Origin of the sequence: Bradyrhizobium sp. WBOS07, from assembly GCF_024585165.1 — a bacterium.
Classification (GTDB): Bacteria; Pseudomonadota; Alphaproteobacteria; order Rhizobiales; family Xanthobacteraceae; genus Bradyrhizobium; species Bradyrhizobium japonicum_B.
The window spans coordinates 1,800,727-1,816,333 of record NZ_CP029008.1 but is presented as its reverse complement, the minus strand read 5'-3'; the positions used below and the strand labels follow the sequence as shown (position 1 = coordinate 1,816,333).

General features: G+C 61.3%; 15 protein-coding genes. 10 read left to right on the top strand and 5 right to left on the bottom strand.

The window, feature by feature from the left end:
• Nucleotides 1-47: 47 nt before the first annotated feature.
• The 5 genes from DCM79_RS08485 (at nucleotide 48) to DCM79_RS08465 (ending at nucleotide 6,551) form a co-directional block, all read left to right on the top strand.
• Complete coding sequence (locus DCM79_RS08485; RefSeq protein WP_006022656.1) at nucleotides 48-1,838, top strand: SIR2 family protein; 1,791 nt, start codon at nucleotides 48-50, stop codon at nucleotides 1,836-1,838.
• Between the two features lie 39 nt (nucleotides 1,839-1,877).
• Complete coding sequence (locus DCM79_RS08480; RefSeq protein ID WP_006022657.1) at nucleotides 1,878-3,743, top strand: hypothetical protein; 1,866 nt, start codon at nucleotides 1,878-1,880, stop codon at nucleotides 3,741-3,743.
• A gap of 39 nt (nucleotides 3,744-3,782) precedes the next feature.
• Nucleotides 3,783-5,057, top strand: a complete 1,275-nt coding sequence (locus DCM79_RS08475) for a DUF4238 domain-containing protein (protein ID WP_006022658.1) — start codon at nucleotides 3,783-3,785, stop codon at nucleotides 5,055-5,057.
• A 253-nt stretch (nucleotides 5,058-5,310) separates the two neighbouring features.
• Nucleotides 5,311-5,676, top strand: a complete 366-nt coding sequence (locus DCM79_RS08470; protein WP_237863170.1) for a hypothetical protein — start codon at nucleotides 5,311-5,313, stop codon at nucleotides 5,674-5,676.
• Between the two features lie 41 nt (nucleotides 5,677-5,717).
• Nucleotides 5,718-6,551: a DUF2971 domain-containing protein gene (locus DCM79_RS08465; RefSeq protein ID WP_006022660.1), complete on the top strand. Its 834-nt coding sequence runs from the start codon at nucleotides 5,718-5,720 to the stop codon at nucleotides 6,549-6,551.
• 50 nt (nucleotides 6,552-6,601) lie between these two features.
• Here the strand turns inward: DCM79_RS08465 and DCM79_RS08460 are convergent, their stop codons facing one another.
• On the bottom strand, nucleotides 6,602-7,204 hold the full coding sequence (locus DCM79_RS08460; RefSeq protein WP_006022661.1) for a hypothetical protein: 603 nt from the start codon (nucleotides 7,202-7,204) through the stop codon (nucleotides 6,602-6,604).
• Between the two features lie 1,254 nt (nucleotides 7,205-8,458).
• The gene (locus tag DCM79_RS08455) at nucleotides 8,459-8,836 is read right to left on the bottom strand and encodes a VOC family protein (protein WP_257179501.1); all 378 of its coding nucleotides are present in this window, start codon (nucleotides 8,834-8,836) and stop codon (nucleotides 8,459-8,461) included.
• Nucleotides 8,837-8,948: 112 nt separating this feature from the next.
• Between DCM79_RS08455 and DCM79_RS08450 the strand changes: the two genes are divergently transcribed.
• The 4 genes from DCM79_RS08450 (at nucleotide 8,949) to DCM79_RS08435 (ending at nucleotide 13,001) form a co-directional block, all read left to right on the top strand.
• The gene (locus tag DCM79_RS08450; RefSeq protein ID WP_257179500.1) at nucleotides 8,949-9,815 is read left to right on the top strand and encodes an alpha/beta fold hydrolase; all 867 of its coding nucleotides are present in this window, start codon (nucleotides 8,949-8,951) and stop codon (nucleotides 9,813-9,815) included.
• A 163-nt stretch (nucleotides 9,816-9,978) separates the two neighbouring features.
• Nucleotides 9,979-10,212, top strand: coding sequence for a hypothetical protein (locus DCM79_RS08445; protein ID WP_257179499.1), 234 nt, complete (start codon nucleotides 9,979-9,981; stop codon nucleotides 10,210-10,212).
• 159 nt (nucleotides 10,213-10,371) lie between these two features.
• Nucleotides 10,372-11,055 carry a response regulator transcription factor gene (locus DCM79_RS08440; RefSeq protein ID WP_257179498.1) on the top strand — a complete coding sequence of 228 codons (684 nt, stop codon included), beginning with the start codon at nucleotides 10,372-10,374 and terminating at the stop codon, nucleotides 11,053-11,055.
• Nucleotides 11,052-13,001, top strand: a complete 1,950-nt coding sequence (locus DCM79_RS08435; protein WP_257179497.1) for a sensor histidine kinase — start codon at nucleotides 11,052-11,054, stop codon at nucleotides 12,999-13,001. Before DCM79_RS08440 ends, DCM79_RS08435 begins: the two co-directional genes overlap by 4 nt.
• A gap of 130 nt (nucleotides 13,002-13,131) precedes the next feature.
• Here DCM79_RS08435 and DCM79_RS08430 read toward each other — a convergent pair whose 3' ends face one another.
• Nucleotides 13,132-13,422, bottom strand: a complete 291-nt coding sequence (locus tag DCM79_RS08430; protein ID WP_028134086.1) for a hypothetical protein — start codon at nucleotides 13,420-13,422, stop codon at nucleotides 13,132-13,134.
• Nucleotides 13,423-13,659: 237 nt separating this feature from the next.
• Here DCM79_RS08430 and DCM79_RS08425 point away from each other — a divergent pair, with 237 nt between their 5' ends.
• On the top strand, nucleotides 13,660-13,884 hold the full coding sequence (locus tag DCM79_RS08425; RefSeq protein ID WP_028134085.1) for a hypothetical protein: 225 nt from the start codon (nucleotides 13,660-13,662) through the stop codon (nucleotides 13,882-13,884).
• A 246-nt stretch (nucleotides 13,885-14,130) separates the two neighbouring features.
• On the opposite strand, the gene DCM79_RS08420 is transcribed toward DCM79_RS08425, so the two are convergent.
• Complete coding sequence (locus tag DCM79_RS08420) at nucleotides 14,131-14,553, bottom strand: GFA family protein (RefSeq protein ID WP_257179496.1); 423 nt, start codon at nucleotides 14,551-14,553, stop codon at nucleotides 14,131-14,133.
• 212 nt (nucleotides 14,554-14,765) lie between these two features.
• Nucleotides 14,766-15,554, bottom strand: coding sequence for a methanethiol S-methyltransferase (gene mddA, locus DCM79_RS08415; protein WP_257179495.1), 789 nt, complete (start codon nucleotides 15,552-15,554; stop codon nucleotides 14,766-14,768).
• Nucleotides 15,555-15,607 lie beyond the last annotated feature (53 nt).

The window sequence follows — 15,607 nt, the reverse complement described above, 5'->3', positions numbered from 1 at the left end:
AATCTTGCTATGCTCGGACCCTTCCCTCCTAGTGATTCGCGCCTGCCATGAGCATTTTATCAAGCGATCCGATTACTCAGCTCGCATTCTCGATGTTCGAGAGCAAGGGTGTCTATGCTTTGCTTCTCGGCTCTGGTCTCTCTCGTGCAGCCGGGATTCCAACTGGATGGGAAATCACTTTGGACCTAGTTCGACGAGTCGCGCTCGCGCAAGGCGTCAAGAATCAGTCCGATTGGGCGACGTGGTATCGCAAAACGTATGGTGCGGAACCCGATTATTCAGCGATTCTAGCAGGACTGGCGGCCTCGCCTGCCGAACGGCGATCCATCTTACATTCGTACATCGAGCCTGACGAAGACGATCGTGCAGAGGGTAAGAAACTTCCGACAGCCGCGCACCATGCAATCGCGGGCCTGGTTCGCGACGGGTATGTCCGAGTGATACTAACGACCAATTTCGATCGGCTATTAGAAAATGCACTGCGAGAAGTTGGCGTTGAGCCAACTGTCGTCACCTCCGTCGACAGCTTGTCAGGAGCCGAGCCGCTCACACATAGCCCGTGCTACGTGCTGAAGCTTCATGGTGACTACAAGGATGCACGCATCCTGAATACCGACGAAGAGTTAGGCGTGTATCCGCCGCAATACGATGCGCTGCTCGACCGCATTTTGGATGAGCACGGTCTTATAGTTTGCGGTTGGTCAGGCGAGTGGGATGACGCGCTACGGGCAGCATTGTTGCGCGCTCCTAACAGGCGTTACCCTACTTTCTGGAGCATACGGGGGAAAGTTGGGAGCGGCGCAGAGCCCATCATCAGTCAGCGTAAGGCTGTGACCATTCCGGTTGCCGACGCCGATAGCTTTTTTCTGAAGTTGGCCGAGCTGGTGAAAACACTCGCCGAGACTCGGAAGCAGAGTCCGCTGACGATTGATATCCTCGTCGGCTCTATCAAGCGGTACGTTGCGAGGCCGGAATTTCGCATTCGACTCGATGAAGTCATCACACAGGAAGTTAACAAGCTTTTCGACCGCCTCGACGCGAAGGAGCTCTCTCCGCAGGGTGTGTGGTCCGTTGAGGAATTCCGCCGACGCCTTAAACTCTATGAGGCCACTACCGAGCCGCTCGCGAAAGCCTTTGGTGTTCTCGGACGATGGGGGGATGACGCCGAGCTTGCACTCATTGCCGATACGATCCGCGGCGTCGTTGCCAGGGCGAACAAGGTGGGCAGCGGCCTGAATATATGGCTTGATCTAAGGACGTATCCGGCCGTTCTGCTCATGACTGCATATGGGCTCGGACTTGCGAGAGCAGAGCGTTGGAAGACCTTGCATGACCTGTTTTCTCTCTCGATGCCTAGGGACGAGCGGGACCCAAAACGTCTCGTGAATTCGCTCTTCCTGTGGGACTGGAGGGGGTCAGACGACAATCTCTGGAATAACGTTGAAGGTTTCACGACAGGCAACAACCGCCGAAAAACACCACTCAGCGACCATCTATTCGACGTATCCTTCGAGTGGGGCACGGCGTTTTTGGGCGTCCCCACAGACAATGCTCTGCTGTTCGATCGTTTTGAGGCGCTGGGGGCGTTGGTCCACCTTGAAGAGAACAGTGAAAGGGCACTGAAGGATCAACTGGAGAACGGCGACAGGAAGGCTAGGATGTCTGTCGGTCGCATCGGCTGGCGAAGCGAGGGGCGACGCTCAATAGAACACGAGCTGAAATCAACTCCTACCAGGCAACAACTGCTTAAAGCAGGGTTCGCATTGGGCAGTGAAGCATACCTCGATCTATTCTTGGAAAACCTATCACGGGTAGCACGATGGATGGAGTGGCGCTGACACTCCACCTGGCGATACCGGCCAGGGAGCAGCCGGACGATGTCTATACGCCTGAGAGAACTGTTTGCCTGTACGGAGCAAGGCGGCGCTTTCGTCGCCGAATCTGCCGATGGTCGACTCCTGCATATTGGCGAGGTGCCCTCCGGGCTCGCCTGCAACTGCGTCTGTCCCGGCTGCGGAAGGCGGATGGTTGCGAAAAAGGGAGATGTGCAGGCCCACCATTTTGCGCACAATGCTCAGCAAGATGGCCGGTCATGCGCGTCCGCCGGCGAGACGGCCCTGCATAAGTTTGCGAAACTCATTTTGGATGAGCGCCTGGAAATTACTTTGCCAGCGCAGGTCGTGGAGGAGCAGAAGGATCGCGAAGTTGTTGTCCGGGCGGCGAAGCGTACTTTCGATCGAGCGATCCTAGAAACCAAAGATGGGCAGATCGTTCCCGACGTCGTGCTGCTCTTACGCGATCGCAGGCTCATCGTAGAATTCAAGGTCACTCATCCGTGCGACTCAATAAAAATCGCCCGGATCCAAGCGATGGATGTCGGCGCAATCGAGATCGACCTCTCCCAGTACCGCGACCACAAGCTCAGCGAGATCGGAGACCGGATACTTTACGACGCGCCGCGAACATGGCTGCACAATCCGCGGGAACGTGAAGCGCGCGCACGCCTCGAAGTGAGAGCGCTACAGCGAGCAGAGGAGAGGCGGACGCAAATCGAAAATTACCGCGGCTCCTATCGCCATCGTTCACCGTCAGAATCCCCGGGAAGCGGGGCATGCGAATCTTCGGCCCGGAAAAACGGCCTCGCCGACCTCATCAATCTGCCGGTATATGGGGCTGGTTGCTTCACAGTGGCCGTTGCGGAATGGCAAGCGGCTATTCTGGAAGCATTGCTCGCTCCAACGAAAACGCCTTTCCGAACTCGAAATGGGCTCGCGGCACTCCGAAGCAGACGATGGCTCGACTCATCGTTTGCTGACATTTCGGACGAAATCGTATGTGGGGTGCGAGCGGCCGGGATTCCGTTCAACTCCCCCTTCCAGGCCGTCGAAGCATATCTAACGCAACTCGAGCGCCTTGGCTTCGTTCATTCGGATCCGACTGAGATTTGGCGGCCCTCACATACGCTACAGGCACGGATCGATAAGGCGCGCGAGCTCCGCGCGCGACCGGTCAAGCGTACGCGCGAGCTCCGTCAATTAGTTGAGGAGCTGATTGCCACTCTTCCAGCGGATGAGACCGCTGCTTTCGTATTTGAACAATGGTGGAGTTCAATGCTCCCGGAACGCGGCCATTCACCTCGTGATGCGATCGACTTCGATGAAACGAAGTGGCGATCGCTCACGAACGACCTGGATAATATCGCGACGCAAATCCGGTTCTCGCCGCGAGAACGCTTAGACCTTTTTGGGCTTCCCTACCACGGCGCCCTGGCGCGCGCACTTGAGCGCAAGCATGCAGAAGAAGCCGAACGTCAACGCGCCAATCAAGCGAAAATCGAGGCAGATAAAGCTGCCCGCGTCGCCGATCTGCAGCATCGCGCGCTTCGACAGATCGGGAGAGAAGCGGAACTCTGGCTCGTGACGACAAACTCTAACACTGGGGGACGCCCTCCCATCGAGGTCGCTTTGGATAGCGAAGCTGGTCACGAGGATGCGGTCCGCGCGCTCCATTACCGAGCAAGAGAGATTGAGGTTCAGCATCGAGCAAGCGAGCGGAAGGCAAAAGCCGTGGCGGAGCTCGCCGCGCTCGCCCAATCCCGGTATTACGACGACGAGCGAGCTAATTTATGGATGCGAGGCAGGAGGCGGGAATTAGGTGGTAAATCGCCGGAGGAGTTCACGGTTGATGATGCTACCCGGCAGCGGTGTAGTGAGCTGCTACCTACGAAACGTTCGCGTCGATAGGAACTCGGATGTTCTGTGTCAATACACCGCATAGAGACAATGAACCGGCCTTCTAAAAAGCACCACTTCGTACCACAGGCGCAGCTTCGAAATTTCTCTGCGGACGCGGAGCGCCGTTTTCTCTATGTGCTCGACAAACAAACGGATCGATCATTCCGAACTTCGATCCTCAACGCTGGCTCAGAGAACGACTTCAACACCATCAGTCTCGGCGCCAGCAAGTGGAACTTCGAAGATCTGTTCCAGGAAGTCGACACCCGGTCGGCTTTGCTTATTGCGGAGATCCTCTCGCGCAAATCGCTAGCCTGGCTATCCGAGGATGATCGGCTTGCTTTGGCCGACTTGTTCGCCACCCAGATGCTTCGCACGCATTTCAGTCGAACCACGCGGGCGCACCTCGCTGATCGTCTTCGGGAGATCACACGGCAGCTCGGCTACGATCCGGATCAGAATCCGACCATGGCGACGCCCCCCGATGCAGCACTGCGCCTCGGCGCAGTACGGACATTCCTTGATCGCAGCGAGCAGGTCGTCGCGCTTCTGCGCCTGTATCCCGCCTTATACCGAGCAAACGGGGACCATCGGTTCATAATCTCTGATCATCCCACCGCAGTGATGAATGCTTTTCCCTATGGGGAACTCGGACTTACTTCGCACGGCATACTAGTCGTCCTGCCGATCTCACCAGAGATTATGATTGCCTTGCACTGCCCGACAATTGTGAAGCGCTATGAGTTCGCTGAACAAGCGAGTCTCGAGGCAGATCAAAAGGAGCGAGTGTTCCGATACAGAGACGGCCTCAGGTCCGGCAATCCGATCGATATTGATGAAGATGCGGTCCTGTTCCTCAATCATCAGCAAACGGTTCATAGTGCGCGGTACCTCTACGCGGCCACCGACACATTCGATCGCGCGCGTGAAGCGTTGGAACAGCAACCTCACCTTCGGTCCGTCACGACACACCTTACGTTCGGCGAAATGGGACGGCCGTCTAAACGACATTCAGAGATGCAATCGGGAATACACCTCGTAGTACGCGGTCCTGCCGATCACGGGATCCTCACAATCGAGGAAATCGATCCTTCCGGAGAAGGGATCACCGCTCGGACCGGCCAGATCACATTGTTAGCCCAAATGGCATCGGATCAGGGCATGCTCCGTGTCGAACTCTACGTCGATGGACGCCCCATGCGCACCTTGGGCGCTGCCATGGTGGAGCCTCTTGGAAACACAGCCGATGGCTGGTTCCGCGTAGTTCACCGCGATGCCAGTTTGAGAGAGTTAGGCAAGCGTCTCGATCGCAACCGCTTGTAGCCTTCCATTTCCGGCGAGCAGGTCCCCGATATCAAACTTCGAGCAGTTGGCAGCACAGGCCTGTTCCACAGCATGCAGCGCAACCTCTCACGTCAAAAGCACTAGGTGACAATACAAGCGTCCGCGAGCCGCGCTTCCTCGTCCATCCGATTTGCACGCTACAGCACTCTGGACTTGGGGGCGGCATCAGGGGACCCTTTGTTTGGCATCGTAGACAATTTAGATCGATGCATGGCAATTGGGTTACGCGTAGATGGCGCCGAAACGGGTCAGCAGGAATCTCGTCAGCCACCACAACGGTAGGTCTTCTGGCGAGCCCGCACCGACAGCGTCGCGCCATGGATATGCGCATCTCACTCAGCGCGGTTTTGATCTTATCGGGGGATCATCGAAGCGCTTGCAGGGACTCATGGTTGAGAGTGATAACAACAAGCGGCGCCGGCTCGTCGAGTTCAAGGATGGTTGCCGCTATGGCAAATTTGGAAGAACTAAAGCTTATGAGCTGATCGCCCACGAGAGGATCAGGGCCTACAAGATGGGGGGCAAGACCATGATTGATCTCAACAGCATAGATGAATATCATGCTTCGCTGCCGAGGGTCGAAACGAGAGCAAGCTAGGCCGCCGATCTGCGCAGCCGCTAAGTCCTCACACTGCTGCCATGACCGAAAACACCGATAATGCTCCGTTCGACCCCGCGCTGGGGGCCATCGAACCGCACGCCGGAACGCTGACCGCACCGCCGGACGGGCAACAGCTTTACAAAATCATGACGATTGAGAACCTGCTCCGGTCGGTGAGCGGCGGATACCTCTATTTCAACCGGGTCGATAGCTACAAGGACTTCCGGAATGCCGACGGGCATGACGGTGAGCAGTTGCAACAAGATCGCGCCGCCAATGAGGCCGCCAAGTTCGAAAGGGCACCCGATTTCTCTGGGGCGGACTATTATGACCGCTGCCGAAACCGGACCTATGCGTGCTGCTTCTCGCTGGAGAACTCCGACTACATCTGGCACGAGTACGGGAACGGCAGCGCACATGGTAAAGTCGGCATCGCTTTCGATTTCGCGAAGCTGCGTGCCGTCATCAATGAGATCATGAGCGTCAGGAATGGACTGCTGTACCGGGGAAACGCCTGCAAGCAGATATTCTCCGTAAACTACGGAATCGTCGATTATTTGTCGTGGGAAGAGGTGCGGGAAAATATCGATCGGATGCCCAATCCGATCCGCTACACCTACGTCAAGGACAAGAGCTATGCTGATGAGCGCGAGTTGCGTATTTCGCTTTCGGCGATTGGCATGGGACATTTTGTCTTGGCCGATGGCACGAAAATGGAATTTGCCCCCGGACTCGAACTCGGCTTTGATTATCGAAAGGCCATGACAGATGGCACGATCACGGAGGTTTTTCCCGGCCCCGGCTGCGACCTCGATTTCCTCCGCGATGAACTCGGCAAGCTCGGCATCAAAGCGGTAGACGGCGCGGCCTAAAGGCTAGGCAGATAATCCAGCGGCACTTCGCCGCCGCTGTGCGTCCCAATCTATAGGTCTTGTTCGGGCGCCGGCTTCTTTAAACCGCGCGGCTCCAGTAATTCGGCGGGGGTTTCTTGCAGGCCACAGAATGCGCTTATCCGGTGATTACCGTCGAGGATGCTCAAGCCATCGGGAAGCCTTATCGCAACTAGCGGCTTTTCGAAGACGCCATTCTTCATCAGGTAATCGGCCCCCCTCTTGAATCGCCTCCCGGTCTCCTCATCAATGGTGCCGCTTGCTTTCTCCATCAATATCTGCGCCACAATGACCTTCGTACCCTGGCAGAGATTTGCAAAGCCACAGTCAGTCGTTTCGCGCTTCCAGCTAACCTCTCGCCACCATGAAAGGGGCCTGTATCCAAGGATGGCTGCCCATGCGTGATTGCCGAGCGGCTCCGGCGGCGGCCAACCCGTATCGCCAGCGCTGCGGTTTGCGAGGTAGAACAGCCACAGTTCAATGACTGCATCGGGCCAATGCGGAAGATAGCGCTTTATATCGGCTAGAGATACCTCCGGCGGTCGCCACTTCTTCTTCAGAATCTCGGCGAGTTCTATAGCTTCGAGCAGCGTTAAGCTCCACAATTCCTCGACGAGCTTCGGCACATCAGCCATGGCATGATCCTGCGGTCATGATTTCATTACCACTATCACGCAAACGCCAAACGGAGGCGCACGGCGGCTTTCTGCTTTCCGGTTGCCGACGTGCCCTCATCGTTAAGCAGGGTCGAGGCGATCGAGCGGAAGCCGCGGGCGTAGTGGTCGCTGCCGGCGCTTTCAGTGTTGGTCTGGCCAGGCGCAACCGACTCGCCCCGAAGTCGTTCAACACGAGGTACGTATCTCGCTCGGCATCGTGGGGCAAAGTGTAAAGACTACGCATGACAAGGCGCTCCCTTGACCTCGCGATATCAAGTTTGGGCGATCCTATCGGGATTCGAGTCGGAGCCGGGTTCGATTCCGGTCGTGGCGCTTGTGGAGACCAGAACGGCATGGGGCGCGCCTGCTGCCGGGGAGCCTGCTGGCTTATTTTTTGCCAGCGAGTACCGCGCGTCTCAGCTTGCTGGTATTTCTGCTGGTATCGGCAGCAATCCGTGACTAAAATCGCCATAAATTCGGATAGTTAAGGAAATAGGTGACTGCCGGCCAGGGGCACCACGCTTCGCCCTTCGGGCTTCGCGTGGCGCGGCCACGCACAGCCGAAAACGGACGCGTGTGCGGCGGAGCCTCTTGGCGACGACGGACTGTGTTCGCCAGACTCAAACAGCAAGACATGCCTCCACGCTCTCGCGGCGCCTGACGCCCGAGCTTTGGGCTTCTCTCGACGCCCCTTGGTTGGAAAGGGCGCAGGGAAGGCCGGGCGCCGGCTGGCACCCACGGTCCGCTGTGCGCAGATTGCGCGAAGACAGATGCACAGCGGCATACAGGGCAGCCCGGACATCCCGGCCTTTCCCTGCGCAATGGTTTGACGGCTTATGGCGCGCTCTCCCCGGGGAGCGTTGCACTATTGCCCCCGTCGCCTTGCGGACGAGCAGTGCGCGTGCCCGGTCGGGCCGCCTCACCACCGCAAGCCTTGACGCACAGACCCCGGGCGTCAGGACCACACGCTTTTGCCGTACGCTGGACCGCACCGGTCGTGTGCGCGCCGCTCAACCGCTCACGGGTCAAACCCGCCCTGCGACTGCCGGCGCGCGATGCGCCCAACGTCCACCGCGACCCGGCCCGCGTATCGTGACGATCGCGAAACGCCCCTTTGCCTTGGGCCGGGATGTCAAACGACTACGACATTTCCGAATTTCTGTCAATCGGAAATTCGAGCTGGGGCGGAATGGCTTCAGCCAGACGCGATAGCCGCGGGTTGCCCCGTCACGCCTATCTTGCCGAATAGGTCACGGCCTCGATCTTGTGACCGTCTGGATCACGGACGAACGCGCCGTAGTAATTGAGGTCGTAGTTCGGCCGCAGCCCCGGAGGTCCATCGTCGCTGCCACCGTGTTTCAATGCCACTGCGTAGAAACGATCGACCATCGCGCGGTCCTCGGCGGCAAAGGCGATGTGACTGCCGTTGCCCACGGTCGCAGGTCGTCCGTCGATCGGAACCTGAACGCTGAAGTGAAACGTGCCGCTTCCGTAGCCCAGTCCACCCTCATCCTCAGCCATCGGCATGATGCCGACGATGGGCAACACGGCATCGTAGAAGCGCTTCGCACGCTGAACATCATTCGTCCCGACCGAGACATGATGGATCACAACGACCTCCCTTTCCGATGTTGCCCCGTAACGGCAAGCTTCCAGCCGTTGTTCCCTCCAGGCCCCGGGAACCCCGCCGAAGACGTCGCTTTATCTACGAAGGAAGCAGGATATGGACACACGCGTCAGGCATTGCAGGGTTCAGATCGGACCCGTGGACACATTCTACCGCGAAGCAGGACGGGAAGGCGCGCCCGTCGTCCTCCTGCCGCACGGCTATCCCTGTTCATCCTACGAATTCCGCAATCTGATGCCGCGGCTGGCCGACAAATGGCGGCTGATTGCGCCGGACTATCCCGGGTTCGGTTATAGCGGGACACCCGAGGACTTCGATTACAGCTTCGATGGCTATGCCGCGTGGCTCGACCGGTTCGTGACCCATCTGAAGATCGAGCGCTTCGTGATCTACCTGCATGATTTCGGCTCGCCGATCGGGGCCAGGCTGGCGATCATGCGGCCTGGGCGGGTTGTGGCTCAGGTCATCCAGAACGGTGACATACCTTACGAAGATGCGCTTGGCGCGAAATACGCCGACATCGAGAAGACCTGGACATTGCCCGACCGGGGGATGCGTGCGGCGATGAGGCAGGCTGTCACCGAAGAGAATTTCCGCGACGAGTTCCTGAATGATGTGCGCGCGGATCTGGCTCGCCTCATCGCGCCGGACCTTTGGCAATTGCACTGGTCGCTGATGACCGAGCGGCGGAAGGACGCCGCCGCAGACGTTCTGTTTGGCCTCAAGGCCAACCGCCAATGGTTTCCCGAGCACCGCCGATATCTTCAGCAGCACAGGCCGCCGACGTTGATCCTGTGGGGGCCGCAAGACCATTACATGCCAGAGGAGTCGGCACGAGCCTATCTCCGCGACCTGCCCGATGCCGAACTGCAACTCCTGGACGGCGGCCACTGGCTGCTCGAAACCAACCTCGATGAGGTTGTCTCGCTCATGCGCCCATTTCTCGAACGGTTGAAGGCCTGACGAGCATAGTCACATGGCGGAGCGCCGCTCCGGCAATGAGGGCGATTGCGTCCCCGGCGCCGGCTGGCTCCCCCCAAGTCACCCGGGCTTCGCCAAGTTATTCCCTATGCCAGGATATTCCCTATATCGTGCGGCATGATGGGTGATGCAGCGGATAGCTTCGATGGCCAGGAGACGCACGACGGATACGGACGCCGACGATCTGCCGCGCTATCTGGTCTGGGTCCGGGGTCTCGAGGGCCCTGAGCCGCAGAAATGGATGGCGATGGATTTCGGTGTCGGCGACTGGAAGCGACCGCTGGTGCTGGCGTATCTGGAATTGCCGGACGAAGAGCGGTCCCTTTCTCTGTCGGTCTTGGCGCGGCGCTATCCGCCGCCGCGTGTCGACCTGCCGTGAAAGCATCGGCGGCTCGGCGGCCGTCCATCATCCGCAATGTCCCCCGACAGGTGGCAGTCCAATGACTTCCCGCCCCCATGATTATGGGTGTCACGGCATCCCCGCTGCGGCTAAACTTGCCCTTGCGCCGCGGGGGACACGCGGGCGGGACCTTAGATCATGACCGAACAGGGCGAGACGGGTGACGTCATCACCATCCTCCTCGTCGAGGACGACGCGCCGACCTGCTGGCGGCTTCAGGATGCGCTGGTCAAGGCCGGCTACGAGGTGCGCAGCGCCGGCACGCTCGGCGAAGCCCGGTCTGCGCTTGCCGGCGGCGCGCCGCGCGTGCTGCTGACCGATCTGCGGCTGCCCGACGGCCACGGCATCGAGCTGATCCGCGAGATGAGGCAGCGCTTCCCCGACACCGAGATCATGGTGATCTCGGCCCTCGGCGACGAGGAAAGCGTGATCTCCGCGATCACGGTCGGCGCCACCGGCTACCTGCTCAAGGACGCCTTCCCCACCGACATCGCCACCACGGTGCGCGACCTCGTCGCCGGCCATTCGCCGATCTCGGCCTCGATCGCCCGCTTCATCGTGCGCAGGACGCAAGGCGCGGCGCAAAGCTCGGCGGAGCCGCCGCCCGGCCCCGTGCTCAACACCGCGAGGCTGACACCGCGCGAGATCGACATCCTCTGGGGCATCGCCAAGGGCTTCAGCTATGCCGAGATCGCGAGCCATCTCGGCCTCTCCAAGCAGACCGTGCCAGGTCATATCAAGAACATCTATCGCAAGCTCGAGGTGCACACCCGCAGCGAGGCGGTGTTCGAGGCGGTGCAGCAGGGCCTGATCAAGCTGTGAGTGAGATCGCGGCCAAAGCACCGGCGAAAGTACCTACGAAGGCAGCCGGCAAAGCCGCGCAGCGCCGGCTGCTGGCCTCGCGCTTCGTGCCCTATCTGCTGCTGCAGGCCCTGATCGTGATCGTCACCATCCTCGGGCTTCGGCAATTGCAGCCGAGCGATCCCGAAGGCTTCGCGTTGAGCGATTTTTCGGCGCGGGAGGACGGCCAGATCCGCCCCGTGACGCTGCCGCATTTCACGTCGTCGCGCTATTCCCTGGCCGACCCGCCGTTCTACACCGGCGCCTTCACGTTCCCCAGCGGCGAAGCGGCCGCGGGCTGGTCGGTCTACCTGCCGCGCTTCAGCAACGCGGTGGAGGTCGCCGTCAACGGCGTCGTCGTGCTCGACTCCCGGCGCGACGCCAATGCCAACCGGCCCGACCGCAACACGCCGCAGATCGCGGCCATTCCCGCTTCGCTGCTGCGCGAGGGCGGCAACGAGATCACGATACGGCTGTACGTATGGGGACCGCTCAAGGGCTTTCTCGACACCGTCTATGTCGGCCCGGACGTCGCCCTGCGCCCGGCCTATGAGACGCGCACGCTGCTGTTCGTCACGCTGCCGGTGGTGTTCTCGGCCTGGCAGGCGATCCTGGCCGTCATCCTCGCGATCATGTGGCTGATGCGGCGTCATGAGCCGGTCTACGGCGTGCTGGCCGCGGCGATGGTGCTCGGCGTGGTGCAGGCGTTCGCGCCGCCGCCGGTGCCGCCGGCCGCCACCTCGCGGCTTGCCGCCGTGCTGCTGGCCTCCGCACCGATCGAGAGCGCGCTGATCGTGGTGTTCGCGGTGCTGTTCTTCGGCTGGCGCTGGCCGCGCTACGGCACGCTGCTGTTCGTGCCCGGCATCCTCGTGTTCGTGGTCGGGCTGATCGGGGGCCCGCCGCTGCCGCGCATCCTTTTCCTGGTGCTCGGCATTCCGACCGTCGGGCTTTGCCTGGTCCTGATGGCTTGCATCACGGCCACGGCGGTGGTGCGGCGGCAGGACGCGGCGAGCTTCACGATCGGATGCGCCGTGACCATCGTGCTGACCTGCTGGATCCAGGACATGCTCACGGTGGTCGAGATCGCGACCAACGATCGCATCTTCGTCTCGCGCCTGTCCTATTCGGCGATGCTGGTCGCGATCGGCGCCGGGCTGACCTGGCGCTTCGCCCGCGCCTTGAACCAGGTCGACAGCTTTGCCGGCCAGCTCGTGACGCGCGTGCGGGAGGCCGAGGAACGGCTGAAGGCGAGCTTTGCCCGCGAGGAGGAGCGCGCCCGCGCCGCCGCGCTCGCCAACGAGCGCACGCGCCTGATGCGCGACCTGCATGACGGCCTCGGCGGCCAGCTCGTCAGCATCGTCGCGCTTTCCGAGCGCGGCCATGAGGGCGCGATGATCACCGACGCGGCCCGGGCCGCCTTGAAGGATCTGCGTCTCGTCATCGATTCCATGGACGACATCGGCGGCGACCTGATGCTCGCCCTCGGCTCCTGGCGCGAGCGCACGACGGCGCAATTGCGGCCGCACGACATCACGCTCGACTGGCGCGTGGCGACGCCGCAAGGCGTGCCGCTGCATCCGGAACTGCGGCCATGGCACGTCATCCAGATCGTGCGCATCCTCGACGAGGCCGTGACCAATGCGGTCAAGCACGCCCAGGCCCGCCGCATCGCGGTCACCATCGACACGTTCGACGCCGGCCAGGGCCCGTATGGCGTGATCAGCGTGACCGACGACGGCCGCGGCTTCGCGCCGGCCGGCAACAGCGAGGCCGCTCGCAACGGCCAGACCGCGCGCGGCTTGCGCAACATGAAAAGCCGCGCCGCACGCTGCGGTGCCGTGCTCGATCTGAGCTCGGATTCGTCCGGCACGCGTGTGCGGCTGCAATTGCCGCAACGCTTTCCCGACAGCGACATGGCTACGGGCTGAAAGGCCCCCTCCCCGAACGTGTGGGGCGCACGGAGAGAGGGGACGGGCCGGGAAGCTGCCTGCGGAGGACGGGGGTGTTCGTCCGCAGGCTCCGTTGGCCCGAAGCAATGCAATCAACTCAATGGAAATATCAGCGCCGGCCGACGCGGTTGACCGGGCCGCCGCGATTCATCGGCGTTCCCGCGCGCACGCCGACACCGGGCGCGCCGACGCCGGGCGTTGCGACCGCCGCGGCGGCGACCGGCGCTCCCGGCGCCACCACCACTGCCGCCGTCGGCCGCACCACGCAGCCCTTGGGCACGCCGACCGTCTTGCAATAGACCACCGCCTGCGCCGGGCTCGTGCCCAGCGACACCATCGCCGCGCCCGCGAGCGCCATGACCGTCAGCCCCGCGCTCAGCGCTCCAGCTCTCTTCGACATTCTTAGCTCTCCTGCTTCCCCTTGGCGTCCCGATGCAATCACCGGGTTTCGCAGCCTAGGTATAGCCTGAATGACAAAAGAGGGCGCCCGAATACATGCCATGAAGATGGGGGTACCGCAGCCGGGCGGGTTGGCCGGTGCCATGAACATGGCATGGACCGGCGGCCGGCCTTTGCGGAATGGTCCGGCCCGATTGATCCCGGTCGGGACCAACGAGGATTCCAAAAGAGGTGCCTTATGAAGATTTCGGTTCTTGCCGCGCTGCTGCTCGCTGCCGCCGTCCTGCCCGCTGCCGCGCAATCCGGTCCGTCGGTCCAGGAGCAGATGGCCTGCCGCGGCGACGCCAGCAAATTCTGCGCCGAACATATCGGCAAGCCGCCGCAGATGAACGCCTGCCTGCGCGACAACAAGTCGAAGCTCTCGGATTCCTGCCGCAAGGTCGTTGAATCGCGCGGCGGCTAGTCCGTTCGCGTTCTGCCTTGAGGAATAAGAGGGCGGCGCGCTGCCGCCCTCTTCAGTCCGTGCCCAAGCCGCTTTGGAGAGGCCTGAGCGCACGCCTCCTCCTTCGAGACGGCGCTGACGCGCCTCCTCAGGATGAGGCTGATCTGTGCTCGCGCTCGTTGAAGCTGCTGCCGCGCACTCCGTCCTCATCCTGAGGAGACCGCGAAGCGGTCGTCTCGAAGGATGGCCGCAAGCGCAGCCCCGCTGCTACTCCTGCATCATCTCGCCGCTGCCGCCGAACTCGGTCGGAAAATCCTTCAGCTTGGGCAGGCCGTCGCGCATCGGCAGCACGGTCTCGGCATAGTTGACGTGAACGCCGGGCGCGAAGGCGAGCGTCGGGATGGTGGCGCTGAAGACGTCGACCAGGCCGAGCGGCGGGTGATTGGTCATGAGATGACCGCCGCACTTCCGGCAATATTTGCGCTGGCTGAGCGGCGTCTTGACGAAGGTCTCGACATTGCCGGCGCCTTCGGTGACACGCACGGCCTCGGGCTTCCACAGGCTGAAGGCGTTGACCGGACCGCCCGACCACGACCGGCAGGAGCGGCAATGGCAATAGCCCATCGCCTCCGGTGCGCCCGTGACCTCGATCGTCACCGCGCCACAGAAGCAGTTTCCGACATGTTTCATTGCATCGTCTCCGTTGATGAAGCGAAGGATCCCCTCCCCGCTCCTCGTCCACGATATGTCGGGACAGATGGAATGCGGGGAGGAGCTGTCGGGGTGAAGGGGACATCACCCCGGGGCGACGTTGAGGGGCAGACGCGTGAGATGCTCGCGGGCCCCACCGGGCGCGGCCACGCGTCCTCCGTTCGGCGGACGCGCGCGGTGCCGCACCGAGGCTAGAGCGATCGGCGCCAGGGAATAAGCATCGAGACCCGCTGCTTGTAGTCCCGGTACTCGTCACCGAAGAGAGCGACGAGGTCGTGCTCCTCCAGCGCGATGCCGACGAAGATGTAGAGCGTGGTGACGGCGGCGAACAGCAGATGGCCCGCGGTCATGGTCGGCGCCGCCCAGAACGCGACGATGAAACCGAGATAGATCGGATGGCGGACGAAATTGTAGAGCAGCGGCGTCTTGAAGCGCGGCGGCGCCATCTCCTTCCCGATCAGATGGTTGGTCACCTGATGCAGTCCGAACAATTCGAAATGATTGATCAGGTAGGTGCTGGTGAACACCAGGATCCAGCCCGAAAAGGACAGCGTGACCAGTGTCACGGCGAGATCCTGGTTCTCGACGTTCCATATGATTGCAGGCAACGGACGCCACTGCCAGAACAGGAGGAGCAATGACAGGCTCGCGAACAGCACATAGGTCGAGCGCTCGACCGGCTTCGGGACGAACTGCGTCCACCACGCCTTGAACTGCTTGCGCGCCATCACGCTGTGCTGAACCGCGAACAGCGACATCAAGAGCAGATTGATGAGAACCGCCTCGACGGGCGGCGTGTCGGTTCCGGTGTCGATGGTCTTGGGGACCATCACCCCCATGACGAAGCCGATGGCGTAGAGAATGGTGACGAAGAAGACGAGATAGGCCGCAATTCCGTACAAAAAGGCGGCGAGCTTGAAAATGCGTGTGCCCATAACTTCCGGGCCCATGGAATGAATTTGATGATCAAGTTGGGTCATGAAACGCTCCGTTGTGCCGAGACATCGACACTGTTTGGTCTTGGCACCATGGC

Bases quoted from the DNA above. Each gene is read 5' to 3' on its own strand.
- DCM79_RS08485 (WP_006022656.1), top strand. From the start codon at position 48: ATGAGCATTTTATCAAGCGATCCGATTACTCAGCTCGCATTCTCGATG.
- DCM79_RS08465 (WP_006022660.1), top strand. From the start codon at position 5,718: ATGACCGAAAACACCGATAATGCTCCGTTCGACCCCGCGCTGGGGGCC.
- DCM79_RS08460 (WP_006022661.1), bottom strand. From the start codon at position 7,204: ATGGCTGATGTGCCGAAGCTCGTCGAGGAATTGTGGAGCTTAACGCTG.
- DCM79_RS08425 (WP_028134085.1), top strand. From the start codon at position 13,660: ATGAAGATTTCGGTTCTTGCCGCGCTGCTGCTCGCTGCCGCCGTCCTG.
- DCM79_RS08445 (WP_257179499.1), top strand. From the start codon at position 9,979: ATGGCCAGGAGACGCACGACGGATACGGACGCCGACGATCTGCCGCGC.
- DCM79_RS08475 (WP_006022658.1), top strand. From the start codon at position 3,783: ATGAACCGGCCTTCTAAAAAGCACCACTTCGTACCACAGGCGCAGCTT.
- DCM79_RS08480 (WP_006022657.1), top strand. From the start codon at position 1,878: ATGTCTATACGCCTGAGAGAACTGTTTGCCTGTACGGAGCAAGGCGGC.
- DCM79_RS08440 (WP_257179498.1), top strand. From the start codon at position 10,372: ATGACCGAACAGGGCGAGACGGGTGACGTCATCACCATCCTCCTCGTC.
- mddA (WP_257179495.1), bottom strand. From the start codon at position 15,554: ATGACCCAACTTGATCATCAAATTCATTCCATGGGCCCGGAAGTTATG.
- DCM79_RS08420 (WP_257179496.1), bottom strand. From the start codon at position 14,553: ATGAAACATGTCGGAAACTGCTTCTGTGGCGCGGTGACGATCGAGGTC.
- DCM79_RS08470 (WP_237863170.1), top strand. From the start codon at position 5,311: ATGGCGCCGAAACGGGTCAGCAGGAATCTCGTCAGCCACCACAACGGT.
- DCM79_RS08450 (WP_257179500.1), top strand. From the start codon at position 8,949: ATGGACACACGCGTCAGGCATTGCAGGGTTCAGATCGGACCCGTGGAC.
- DCM79_RS08430 (WP_028134086.1), bottom strand. From the start codon at position 13,422: ATGTCGAAGAGAGCTGGAGCGCTGAGCGCGGGGCTGACGGTCATGGCG.